Raw genomic sequence first — 11,977 nt, 5'->3', positions numbered from 1 at the left:
TGCTGGAAGGGACGGTGCAGGTTGGGGCGTTGCCGCTTGGCCGCACGCGGTTACTGCCGCAGGCGATCATCGGGCTGACGCAGCGTTACGGCGGGGTAAAAGTGGTCACCAATGAAAGCGCGTTCAGTGCGCTGGCCTCTGAGCTGCGTTCCGGCGAAGTGGATTTCATTTTTGGCGCACTGCGTTCCAGCGATTACGCGGCGGATATGGCGACCGAAACCCTGTTTACCGAAAGCATGGTGATTCTGGCGAGAAAGGGCCATCCGTTGCTGGCAGAAACCGTGACGCAGGAGCATTTGCGCAAAGCGCGCTGGGTGTTGCCGCGCGCCGAAACCCCCGCCCGACGCCTGCTGGACAACAGCTTTGCCGCCATGGACATGCCGCCGCCAGACCCGGTAGTGGAAAGTGGCGATCTGGGTATTGTGCGCGGGCTGTTGCTCGGTTCCGACATGCTGGCAGCAGTGTCTGCCCGCCAGCTGGAACACGAGCTTGAATCCGGCGAACTGGTCAAACTGCCGCTGGAACTGGCCGATACGCACCGCGCCATCGGCCTGACGTTTCGCGCCGGCAGCCTGTTGTCACCGGCGGCCGGCGCGCTGGTCGAGGAGATCAGAAAGGTGTGCGGCTAAATTACTTCTTCAGATTCACCACTGCCTGCCTGATGGCATATTCATAACCCTGAATGCCAAACCCGCAGATCACGCCGACGGAGACGTCGGAGAGAAAGGAGTGATGGCGGAAGGCGTCGCGTTTGTGCACGTTGGTGATGTGCACTTCGTACAGCGGCAGGCTGACGGCGGTCACCGCGTCGCGCAGGGCGACGGAGGTGTGCGTCCAGGCGGCGGCATTCAGGACGATGGCATCCACGTTGCCGCGACAGGCCTGAATGCGGTCAATCAGCTCGCCTTCGTGATTGGTCTGGAAGAAGTCGATGGTTGCGCCGCAGCTTTCGCCGGTCTGATGACACAGTTTTTCGACAGTCGCCAGCGTGTCGTGACCGTAGGTTTCCGGCTCGCGCGTGCCGAGCAGATTGAGATTCGGACCGTTAAAAACGGCGATTTTATAATTCATCAGTCTTTCCTTTCTTCAGTCATCCGTAAATCCAAACAACGCTTTCGGCGTCTGCCACAAAATCTGCTGGCGGGTTTTTTCGTCGGGGAATAATTGCTCCACCAGCATCAGCAACGTGCCGAGATCCATCCGGTGTTCCGCCCGCAGGAACGGCCAGTCAGAACCCCACATGCAATGCTCTGCGCCAAAGGCATTGAGCAGGGCGTGCTGATAGGCGTGTCCGTCCTGATAAGGGAAAGGCTGGCGGCTGAACTTTGCCAGGCCCGAAAGTTTCACCCAGGTGCGTTGCTGGTCAGCCAGGCCGAGAAGTGCCTGAAACGCCGGTTGTTGCAGGCCCTGCGTGACGTCAGGGCGGCCGGAGTGATCAATCAGCAGCCGCGTTTTGTTGCGGTTGATCAGCGGCAGCAGCGCCAGCAGCTGATCGTTTTGCACCTGAATGGCCGCGAACAGTTCCAGTTCGGTAAGACGCCCCATCAGTGCGTCGAGATGCAGAAACGGCTCCGTGCCGAGCATCGCCACATTCATGGCGATGCCGACCACACCGGCCTGTTTCAGGCTGGCGAGTTGCTCAATGCTTAAATCAAACGGCACCACGGCGATGCCTTTGAAGCGGCCATTGCCTTTTTCCAGCGCATCCAGCAGACAGGTGCTGTCGGTGTTGTAACCCGACGTCGGGCCGACAATCAGCGAGTGGCGGATGTTGTACGCCTGCATCACGGCGCGGTAATAATCGGTGGTGCCGATCTCGTGCCCTTGTGGACGATAAGGCGTGTCCGGAAGGTACGGGAAGCGCGCCGGATCAAACACGTGGTGATGAGTGTCGATCTTAGGTTGCTCAAAAATCGTCATGCTTTCGCTTTACCTGCTACTGAATAGAGAACTTGTTGATTGCGGGTTTTCTGGAATTCTTCCAGCGTTTCGCCGCGCATCGCGGAATAAATATGTAAGTTGGAGACGCCGACCACCGCGCCAAGTTTTTCCAGCAGGAAGAAGCTGACGCCGTAATGGATCATGCCGCGCCAGTCGAGTTCGCGCAGAAGTGTTTGTTCCTCGCCGGTCAGCTTCGTTTCCGCGAACAGCGCATGCTGATCGGTGAGGAAACGCTCGCGCCACGCAGGCTGGATCAGACGGTGCAGGAACCGGTTGATGCGCAGGGCTTTCAGACTGCGCGCCTGGGTGAACGGATAGGTGCCCGGCAACTTTTCAACCCCCGCCATTTGCTGCGCGATTTTGTCACGCTGGCGCTGCTGTACGTCATACGGGGCTTCGCGGGACTGATTCTCAAGGATCAGCGTGGCGATACCGGTCATCGACGGCAGGTAATAGGCCTGATGCAGTTTCTTCACGTTGGCAGATAACGCCCCGCGCATCACCAGCCACATGATCACTTCTGCGCCTTCCATGCCGCCCAGCGTGGCGAATTCCGCCAGCGTCATTTCGGTCAGACGCTCCGGGTCGTTAACGATCATATCGACAAACTGTTCATCCCACGCCGGGTTGTTAAAACCGCAGCGTTCGCCGTGTACCTGATGGGAAACGCCGCCGGTGGCGACAATCGCTACGTTCAGATCTTCGGGAAAACTTTCAATGGCGCGGCGCAGCGCCTGACCGAGTTTGTAACAGCGGCGGGCGGTCGGAATTGGGAACTGCAACACGCCGATTTGCAGCGGGACGATTTGCGTTGGCCAGCCGCCTTCGTGCGGCATCAGGGCAGAAAGCGGCGAGAACAGGCCGTGATCTAAAGGCTTATCCTGAAAGAAGGACATATCAAATTCGTCCGCCATCAGGCTGGCACCGATATGCTGCGACAGCGCCGCATGGCCTTTCACCGCAGGCAAATCGCGCGCGCCACCGCCTTCATCGGCCACTTCATAATGATCGTCAATACCCAGCGTAAATGCCGAATAGTGATCGAAGAAAAACGACGTGACGTGGTCGTTGAAAATGTAGACCAGCGCGTCAGGTTTCTTTTCTTCGAGCCATTTTTGCATCGGCGCAAAGCTTTCGAAAATCGGCGCCCAGGCACTTTCATCCTGCTTATTGTGGTCAACCGCAAAACCGATGGTCGGGGTATGTGAAACTGCTAAACCGCCTATGATTTTCGCCATCTTAAATCCTCAATACTTTTTGTAGGGTAACCGCGACGCCAATGTCGCGCCGCGTGAGTGATGTGTCTGACTTAGGTTTCTGATTCTTGTGTTTCTAATTATAAGGTGGCTAATCCAGAGACTAGCGGATATTCAGGGTGCGCGACAACTCCGGGATGTCAGTAATATCAACGCCTTTGATCATCTCGGCCGGGTGCGCCGCGCGGTGCAAAAGAATGCTCAGACCCGCCAGCAAGGCAGGCAGCGCCAGAATAATAAAGATCATGTTTTGGCCGGAGAAAACGCCGAGCAGGACGCCGCCCAGTGATGAGCTGATGATCGCGCCGCTGCGCCCGATGCCGTGCATCCAGCAGACGCCGGTGGCGCGCATTTCTGTCGGGTAGAAGGCCGGTGAAAAGGCCTGCAGGCCGGTCTGAGCGCCGTTAATGCACACGCCGCTGATGAACACCAGCAGGGCGAGAATGTCCGGGCCGAAGTTGCCGATGCCCTGCGAGAGCAGGCTGACCACGCCCATCATGTAGAAGCCTGCGATGACGCGTTTTGCAATGAATCTGTCCATCAGCCCGCCGACCATCAGGCCGCCGAAGGTGCCGCCCAGCTGGAACAAACCGGCGACGATGGCCGCGCGCTCCAGTGAGAATCCGCCGTTACGCATAATGGTTGGCAGCCAGCCGTTGAGCAGATAAATCACGAACAGCCCCATGAAATAGGTGACCCACAAGACAATCGTGCCCCTGGCATAGCCGTTGGCGAACAGCTGGAAGACTTTGGCTTTTTTCTGAATCACCGGGGCTTTAAGCACGAATTTGGTACCCTCGCTGAACACGCCACCGGCGCGGGTCAGCACTTTGGCGATTTTCTCTTTGGCTACGTTGCGTACCACCATGTACATGGCGGATTCCGGCAGGATCCACATCAGCAGAGGCAGCATCAGCAGAGGCAGGATCCCGCCCGCAAAAATCACCGCTTTCCAGCCAAAATGCGGCAGCAAACCGGCGGCAACAAAACCGCCTGCGCCGGAACCGACGTTAAAGCCGCTGTACATCACGGTGATCATCAGGCTGCGGCGGCGTTCGGGCATATATTCCGACACCAGCGTCACGGTATTAGGCATCACCGCCCCTAATCCCAGGCCGGTGAGAAAGCGCAGGATCGCCATTTCCACCGGCGTGCGGGCAAAGGTGCTCAGCAGGCTGAACAGCGCGAAACAGAGAATCGACCACATCAGCACCCGTTTGCGACCGAACCGGTCTGCATTTGGCCCGGCAATCAGCGCGCCGATCGCCACACCAAACATGGCGGCGCCTAAAATCGGGCCCATTTCCGCACGGCTGATGCCCCAGTCTTCGATCAGCGCCGGGGCGATAAAGCCCATCACCGCGGCGTCGTAACCGTCGAACATAATGATGATGAAACACAGGGACAGGACCACCCATTGATATTTGGATATCGGGCGGTCGTCTATCCAGGCTTTCACGTCCACGATGGAGTTGTTGCTCATAGGGTACGCTCTCTGTTTTTTTTATTAATATGTGATCGGATTAAAACTTTGAACAAAATTTCACTGACCGGCTTAGCACGCAGAACGGTCGCGACGGGTTTTTATTAAGATTATTTTATTTGTTAAACAATGAGTTGGTTATTCATTGTGGTGCTTCCTGATAACCAACTTAGGGGCTGGAAAGCGCGCTGTCTGCCATAAAATCATTATGCAGGTATGAGTTTTATTTATATGAAGGCATAAAAAAACGGCAGACAGGCTGCCGTGATGCAAAGCGTTAATCAGCAGAGAGGAGGAAAGTGAACACTGCACACCACCGGGCTATGCAGGCATATCCCAGAAACAGTCGCTGTCGAGCGTGACGGACGCGATTTTTTGCACCGGCCCGCGCATGTTGACCTGAAAATCGCCGCTGAAACGGATGGCAAGTTTTCCTCCCGGCATATGCACCGTGACATTTTCGTCCACCAGCCCCAGTTTGCGCATCGCGCTGGCCGCTGCACAACTGCTGCTGCCGGACGCCAGCGTATACCCGGCGCCGCGCTCCCAGATGCCGATACTGATGTTGCTTCTGTCCAGCACTTGCACGAACTGCACGTTGGTCCGTTTCGGGAAAATCGCCAGTGTTTCGATTTCCGCGCCGAGTTGTTTCACGACATCCAGATCCAGTTTTTCAACGCGGATCACGCAGTGCGGATTACCCATGGAAACCAGTGTCGCGCAAAGATGATGTCCGCCCGCAACCAGCGGCAGCGCGAGGGCTTCATCACCTTCAACATTGGCCGGTAAGGCCGCCGGGGAGAATTTTGCCTGGCCCATATCGACAATCACCTGATGCGCGCCTTCAGTCACTTCGCAACGCACCTGGCCACCGGAGGTGTTCACCAGAAAGGGCTCATGGGATACGCGGCCTGTATCAAACAGGTAGCGGGCGTAAATGCGCAGTCCGTTGCCGCTTTTCTCGGCCTCAGAACCGTCGGGATTGATAATGCGCAGGGAAGGGATATCGGCGTCGTCATGGTCGATCAGCAAACCGTCGGAACCGATGCCGTAATGACGGTCGCAGATGCGCCGGATTTGCTCATGGCTGAGCAGGGCGGCGACGCTGTGATGGCAGACCAGATAATCGTTACCCAGTCCGTGATAGCGGTGAAAAATCATAGTGGCAGCTCCGGAGTATTCATCATTGATATGAATAGATTTAATCGGAAACTGCCCATTTGTCAGCTAATTTCAGGCACGCAACCACGCCAGGCCTTCAGCCTTCATCTCTTTTTCGAGCTGGCTGAATTTTGTGGCGAAAATACGCTTCACCGGAAAGCCGCTTTGTTCCAGCAGATAAGCCAGCGGCGCATATTCACGCGGGTATTTCGCGACGATGGATTGATCAATCTCCACCAGACCCTGCGGGAAGGTAAAAGTCCCCATGTCATAAACAGACTGGCGTTTTACGATGCGCCACACGCCGTCTCGTTTTTCGATCAGATCATAAAAGCGGTTGTGGTTGCTGCAACCAATGCCGAGTTTGACGTTTTCGCCGACAATCATCGCGTTGGTTTCTGCAATGGCGCGGTTACCGTTGAAGGTGATGACGGGGGAGGCTATCAGGTGTTTCGTCACAAGATCAGAACCGCCCATCTTTTTTGAGCCTTCCACAAACTGGCTGAAGATGCCTTCAAACCAGGTGACTTCAATGGTGCCGTCATCATGGAAAAGTTCAAGCAGCTGATCCCACTGGGATAAATCGCGGTGGATCCAGCCGTTCATCAGGTCGGCTATATCTTGCTGGTCTTGCAGTGTTGGGGTCATGGTAAGGCTCCGAAATAAACAGGGAACTTATGCTACATTTTTAATAGTCACTGGTGCAACTATACCTTAAGTTATTTGTTTGCCAGATGTAACCAACGTCATGATGGTGGGCGCTTGCGGGGCGGCATATCCCTGCGCCTTTTCGCTTAACTCCTTGTCAGGTTTTCTGGAAGATATCCCGAGATTCCCGCTGCAAGTCTGTGCAAATCCGTTTAATGCTTCTTTTTTTATCACTTTGTGGAGTACGATTTATAGATTATAGTCTATACAAGGATGACGCATTATGTGGCCGGTACTCACGACGGATATGTTCGATGCATGGTTTGAACGACAGGATGATAAAACTCAGGAGAAGTTACTGGCCGGAATGCTGGCGCTGGCTATCGGCGGGCCGGAAACAGGAAGGCCGCTGGTGGATACGGTCTATGAATCCGCTTATACGCACATGAAAGAACTGCGTGTGCAGCACAGAGGAAACCCGTTCAGGGCTTTCTTTGCCTTCGATCCCTTTCGCCAGGCAATTATTCTTTGCGCGGCGAAGAAAGAAGGAAACGAAAAACTCTTTTATCAGCGGATGTTAAGAATGGCCGACCGGGCCTATCTGGAACATCTGCAGCAGCCGCAAGGAGCAAGTCATGGCTAAAAATCTTAAGCAGTTAATGTCAGAACGTTCTCAGGCAAGTCAGGAACGTATCACCCATATGGCTGAGGAAATGCTGCTGGAAGTCCGGCTGCAGGCGCTGCGTGAGCAACTGGCGCTATCACAGGCCGAAGTCGCGAAAGCCATGGGGATCAGTCAACCTTCTGTGGTCGCCATTGAACAACGGGGAAACGACATCAAACTCTCCACCATGAAACGGTATATCGAAGCGATGGGCGGGAAGCTGCGGCTGAACGTCGAAATGCCGGACGGCAAACACATGGAGTTTGCCGTCTGAATGCAGGGGAAGGCGGGGAGGCTGAACCTGAAGGCTAGCTGCCGAGTCGCCCCATGACTGAAGCCCCGACTAACCCGCCGCCGGTCAGGAATTTCCCGGGGATCAGCAGCGGTTCGGTGTAGGTATGCAGCACGCCGGCGCGTACTTTTTGATCCAGCGCGGCAATCAGTTCTGTCGCCGAAGCCAGACCGCCACCTGCGACGATCCGTGAAGGACCGAGAATATTCACCAGCAGCGCCAGCGGTTCGGCGACCAGTTCCAGCCAGGCGTTCACGGTGAGAGAGGCATCGGTATCGCCATTCAGCCAGCCGGTTACAATCTCCAGACTGGTGTTTTGCTGGCGGTGAAAATGCTCATGCAAACGCTCCATGCCGCGCGCGCCACCGAGCATGTCGAGACAACCGGTCTGCCCGCAGCCGCATGTCAGACGCGGAATGCAGTAGCTTTCGCCATTAAGTGTCAGCGCCGTGCGGGTAATAGCGCCATGCCCCCATTCACCGGTGACACCCCCGTGGCCGCGCACCAGCTGGCCATTGATCACCAGACCCCCGCCAACACCGGTACCTAAAATGATGGCGGCGACCACAGCATGATGTTGGGCGTTGCCCGCATGGGCTTCGGCGAGGGCGAAACAGTCGGCATCGTTAGCGGCAGTGACCGGGCGCTCAAGCGCAGCGCTGAGATCTTTTGCCAGTGAATGGCCGGTAAAGGCCGGAATGTTGGTTGCCAGCATTTCGCCCGTTTGCGGTGAAACCAGACCGGCAGTGGAAATGGCGAGCGGGGTGGATGACGGTAAATCCGCTCCGTAACGGGTGATGAGTGTTTGCATGGCATCGACGAAATCGTCCCAGGAGGCGACGGGTGTCGGGACTTTGCCGCACTCTTCAATTTCGCCAGAACGACGTGAAATGCCAAATTTAATAAACGAACCGCCGATATCGGCGCAAAAAACGGCTGAGGTCATGAGCGTGTGTCCAGTAAATCTCGCAGTCCGTCGCCCAGTACGTTAAAACCAAGCACGGTCAGCATAATGGCCAGACCGGGGAACAGCGAAAGGTAAATATTAATACCGAGGAAGTTGCGGCCATCGCTCATCATGGTACCCCATTCCGGCATCGGCGGCTGCACGCCAAGCCCGAGAAATGAGAGGCTGGCAGCGGCTAGGATCACCGTACCGGCGGTCAGCGTCGATTGCACGATAATCGGCCCGATGGCATTGCGTAAAATGTAATGCACGATGATGCGGTAGTTCGATAAACCCAGCGCCTGTGCGGCCTCGACGTATTCCATCTGCTTTAATCCGAGCGTCAGGTTACGGCTCAGGCGCGCGTACACCGGGATGGCAAACAATGAAATCGCGATCAGCAAGTTTACCAGCCCGCCGCCGAGAATACTGACCACCAGAATCGCCAGCACGATGCCCGGAAACGCGAACAACATGTCCATAAACCACATGATGATCATGTCGGTATAACGACCCGCCATACCGGCGATAATTCCCAGCGGAATGCCGATAATCATCGCCAGCCCGACGCTCAGCACCACTTCGATAATCGAAATGCGTGCGCCATAAATCACGCGGGCAAAAATATCGCGGCCATAATCGTCGGTGCCAAACCAGTGACCAGCATCGGGCGGCAGCAGGGTATCAATCAGATCCTGAGCGTAAGGATCGTGACGGGTGATAAGCGGCGCGAAAAGGCCAGCCAGCACGATCAGGCTGACGATAAAACCGCCGAGGGTCACGGCAGGATGACGCCATAACCAGCGGAAAAAGCGCAGCGTGCGCGGTTTGCGACGGGCTAATGGCGTGATAATGGCAGACATTAATCGAACCTTATTTTTGGATTCAGGAAAGCGATCAGTAATTCACCGAGCAGGTTCATCACCACCACGCCGCAGACGGCGACCAGCGCCACGCCCTGAATCACCGGGTAATCGCGATAGCGCACGGAATCCACCAGCAGGCGGCCAATGCCCGGCCAGTTGAAGACGGATTCTGTGACCACCGCGCCGCCAATCAGGCTGCCGAAATTGAGCGCAACGATAGTGACAATCGGGATCAACGCATTACGAAACGCATGGCTGCAATAGACGGTGGTGGCGGATAACCCTTTGGCGCGCGCGGTGCGGATATAATCTTCCGATAACACATCCAGCATGCTGGAACGTGTCATGCGCGCCATCACCGCCATCGGTAAAACGGCCAGCGTGACCGAAGGCAAAATGTAGCTTTTCCATGACGTCGCGCCGAGTAACGGCAACCAGCCGAGACTGACCGAGAAGGTGTTCATTGCCATCAGCCCCAGCCAGAAGTTGGCGATGGACGCACCGGCAATCGCCAGCAACATCACGCCAAAATCCGGCCAGCGGTTGCGGTACACCGCGCCTATCATGCCCGCCGGAACGCCCACCGCCACCGCCAGAAAATACGCCAGCACGGCCAGCATCAGGGTATACGGCATACGTTCACCGATTTCCTGCGTGACCGGCTGCTGCGACTGTAACGAGATGCCGAGATTGCCGTGCAAAACGTTACCCGCAAAATGCAGGTATTGCGTCACCAGCGGCTGATCAAGCCCGAGGCGCACCCGCATGGCATCGACCGCTTCCTGCGTGGCTTCGGGCCCGGCCATCAGACGCGCCGGATCCCCCGGCAGCGCACGGATGGAGACAAAAATCAGCATCGACACGCCGATCAGGATGATCGGGAAGGCGATGAGTTTTTTGGCAAGGTAAGCTTTCATGTCGCTTTTCCACTGTTCATGCCGCAGTTATTTTTTCTGTGCATCTTTGACCACAATTTGCCCGCCCGGGATCATCGTGACGCCTGAAATGTTTTTGCCGGTGGCGTACAAATCATTCTGGTAATACAACAGCACCTGCGGCGCCTGCTGGTTAATCTCTTTCTGCGCATCGACGTAAATCGCGTTACGGGAATTTTCATCCAGCGTCGAAGCCGCTTTGTCTAACATCTCATCCAGTTTCGGATCGCTGAAGAAGCCCAGATTGGCGCCGCCCGGTGCGAAACTTTTGCTGTAGTAAAGCGGACGAAGTTGCAGATCTGCGCCGTTCGCGCCGGAAGACCAGGAGGCCAGAACCGCGCCGGTGTTGTCGGCTTTTTTACCGACCTGATCGGCAAACGCTGCCTTAGTCCACACGCCGCTTTCCATGATTTTCACGTCCAGTTTCACGCCGATTTTCGCCCACATGCTTTGCAGCACCTGACCGATGCGGGCGTCCTGACCCTGCACCGCAATCGACATGGTGAAACCGTCAGCGACACCGGCTTCTTTGAGCAGGGCTTTGGCTTTTGCCAAATCCAGCGGATACGGGTTGAGTGTTTTGTCATAACCGGCGGTGACCGGTGCCAGCGGAGAGTTCGCCGGTTGTGCGAAACCGGACATGATGGCGCGCACCAGCCCGTCGCGGTCGGTGGCGAAGTTCAGTGCCTGACGCACGCGGACGTCGCTCAGTGGTTTGAGATCGGTGTTCAGCGCCACCCAGAATACGGAAGCGCCAGGGCTTTCATGCAGGTCAAACTTCGGATTGTTCTTCAGCACGCGGGCAAACTGCGGCGGGACCGGGTTGATGACGTCGGCTTCACCGGCCTGCAACGCCATGTTCATCACCGAAGGTTCGGCGCTCCAGGTCCATTTGATGTCATCCGGCCCGGCGGCTTTATCGCCCCAGTAACCCGGATATTTTTCTTCCAGCACGAATTCGCCAGTCTTGTACTGCACCATTTTGTATGGGCCGGTGCCGACGGCCTTGCTGTCGAGCGTGCCGGTTTTATCCGCCGCCGGGCTGACCATCAGACAGGCGCCGGTGGTCAGTAAATTCAGGAAGGCCGGGTACGGTTTTTTCAGTTTGAACACGACGGTGGATTCGTCGGTTTTGGTCACGCTGTCGAGGAAAGTGCGCAGACGTCCGCTGGCCGCCAGACCGCGTTTGGTGTCGAGATGACGGGCGAAGTTGGCGACAACGGCGTCAGCGTTAAAGGGTGTGCCGTCGTGGAAGGTCACACCGCTGCGCAGTTTGAAGGTCCACACCAGTCCGCTTTCGTCACTGCTCCACGAGGTTGCCAGCGCCGCTTCCGGTTTGAGTTGCGGCGACATGCGCAGCAGGCCTTCGTACATCGGGTCCAGTACCGTGCCGGTAAAAGTGGCGGTCTGGTTGCCCGGATCCATACTGCGCGGCGCTTCGTTTTGCATCACGTTCAGCGTGGCGGCAAAAACCGGCAGCGAAAAGGCGGCGAGCAGTGCGCTGCTCAGCAGCGTTAACTGCACGGGACGCCGGATGTAACGGGTAATCTTCATGTTCTGCCCTCTGCGTGAAAAATCGGATTAAGTGGCTCTGGCTCAGTCTGCCGGTTCGTCAAAACGCCGGTATTAACGACAGCTTGTTTTAACAAAGAGATTTAACAAATAGTTCATATGAAATACTTATGTATGAACATTTAGTTTAATTTGTGAACTAATTAGCATTGATATATCCATTTCTACCGTTTAATGTCAATGCAGATGAGCGAAAACTGAGAGCGCCAAAAC

13 protein-coding genes are annotated in these 11,977 nt (G+C 56.1%); 3 read left to right on the top strand and 10 right to left on the bottom strand.

Annotation, left to right across the window (positions count from 1 at the left end):
- The coding region (locus ED901_RS07930; RefSeq protein ID WP_240993886.1) for a LysR substrate-binding domain-containing protein at positions 1–629 on the top strand (629 nt) is incomplete at its 5' end.
- Position 630: 1 nt separating this feature from the next.
- Here ED901_RS07930 and aroQ read toward each other — a convergent pair.
- The 6 genes from aroQ to ED901_RS07900 all read right to left on the bottom strand — a co-directional run bounded on the left by aroQ (position 631) and on the right by ED901_RS07900 (position 6,489).
- Positions 631–1,071, bottom strand: a complete 441-nt coding sequence (gene aroQ / locus ED901_RS07925) for a type II 3-dehydroquinate dehydratase (protein WP_122095532.1) — start codon at positions 1,069–1,071, stop codon at positions 631–633.
- Between the two features lie 15 nt (positions 1,072–1,086).
- On the bottom strand, positions 1,087–1,920 hold the full coding sequence (locus ED901_RS07920) for an amidohydrolase (protein WP_122095531.1): 834 nt from the start codon (positions 1,918–1,920) through the stop codon (positions 1,087–1,089).
- On the bottom strand, positions 1,917–3,179 hold the full coding sequence (locus ED901_RS07915; protein ID WP_056780868.1) for a gallate dioxygenase: 1,263 nt from the start codon (positions 3,177–3,179) through the stop codon (positions 1,917–1,919). The genes ED901_RS07920 and ED901_RS07915 overlap by 4 nt, the downstream gene beginning before the upstream one ends.
- 121 nt (positions 3,180–3,300) lie before the next feature.
- Complete coding sequence (locus ED901_RS07910; RefSeq protein ID WP_122095530.1) at positions 3,301–4,680, bottom strand: aromatic acid/H+ symport family MFS transporter; 1,380 nt, start codon at positions 4,678–4,680, stop codon at positions 3,301–3,303.
- A 321-nt stretch (positions 4,681–5,001) separates the two neighbouring features.
- Positions 5,002–5,841 carry a diaminopimelate epimerase gene (dapF, locus tag ED901_RS07905; RefSeq protein ID WP_122095529.1) on the bottom strand — a complete coding sequence of 280 codons (840 nt, stop codon included), beginning with the start codon at positions 5,839–5,841 and terminating at the stop codon, positions 5,002–5,004.
- Positions 5,842–5,913: 72 nt separating this feature from the next.
- Positions 5,914–6,489, bottom strand: coding sequence for a nuclear transport factor 2 family protein (locus ED901_RS07900; protein WP_122095528.1), 576 nt, complete (start codon positions 6,487–6,489; stop codon positions 5,914–5,916).
- Between the two features lie 283 nt (positions 6,490–6,772).
- Between ED901_RS07900 and ED901_RS07895 the strand changes: the two genes are divergently transcribed.
- Together ED901_RS07895 and ED901_RS07890 are read left to right on the top strand one after the other, a co-directional pair.
- Positions 6,773–7,132 carry a type II toxin-antitoxin system RelE/ParE family toxin gene (locus tag ED901_RS07895; RefSeq protein ID WP_122095527.1) on the top strand — a complete coding sequence of 120 codons (360 nt, stop codon included), beginning with the start codon at positions 6,773–6,775 and terminating at the stop codon, positions 7,130–7,132.
- Positions 7,125–7,427, top strand: a complete 303-nt coding sequence (locus ED901_RS07890) for a helix-turn-helix domain-containing protein (RefSeq protein WP_056780848.1) — start codon at positions 7,125–7,127, stop codon at positions 7,425–7,427. Before ED901_RS07895 ends, ED901_RS07890 begins: the two co-directional genes overlap by 8 nt.
- A 34-nt stretch (positions 7,428–7,461) precedes the next feature.
- On the opposite strand, the gene ED901_RS07885 is transcribed toward ED901_RS07890, so the two are convergent.
- Genes ED901_RS07885 through ED901_RS07870 form a run of 4 tightly spaced genes read right to left on the bottom strand, consistent with a single transcriptional unit; the run spans position 7,462 to position 11,746 of the window.
- Positions 7,462–8,391, bottom strand: coding sequence for an ROK family protein (locus ED901_RS07885; RefSeq protein ID WP_122095526.1), 930 nt, complete (start codon positions 8,389–8,391; stop codon positions 7,462–7,464).
- Complete coding sequence (locus ED901_RS07880; RefSeq protein WP_056780840.1) at positions 8,388–9,254, bottom strand: ABC transporter permease; 867 nt, start codon at positions 9,252–9,254, stop codon at positions 8,388–8,390. Before ED901_RS07880 ends, ED901_RS07885 begins: the two co-directional genes overlap by 4 nt.
- A complete protein-coding gene (locus ED901_RS07875; RefSeq protein WP_122095525.1) occupies positions 9,254–10,174 on the bottom strand; it encodes an ABC transporter permease in 921 nt (306 codons plus the stop codon). Before ED901_RS07875 ends, ED901_RS07880 begins: the two co-directional genes overlap by 1 nt.
- 27 nt (positions 10,175–10,201) lie before the next feature.
- Complete coding sequence (locus tag ED901_RS07870; protein ID WP_122095524.1) at positions 10,202–11,746, bottom strand: ABC transporter substrate-binding protein; 1,545 nt, start codon at positions 11,744–11,746, stop codon at positions 10,202–10,204.
- Between the last annotated feature and the right edge of the window lie 231 nt (positions 11,747–11,977).

This window comes from Rahnella sp. Larv3_ips (genome assembly GCF_003697865.1).
In the GTDB taxonomy this organism is placed as follows: Bacteria; Pseudomonadota; Gammaproteobacteria; order Enterobacterales; family Enterobacteriaceae; genus Rahnella; species Rahnella rivi.
This window is presented reverse-complemented; position numbering and strand designations above follow the sequence as displayed.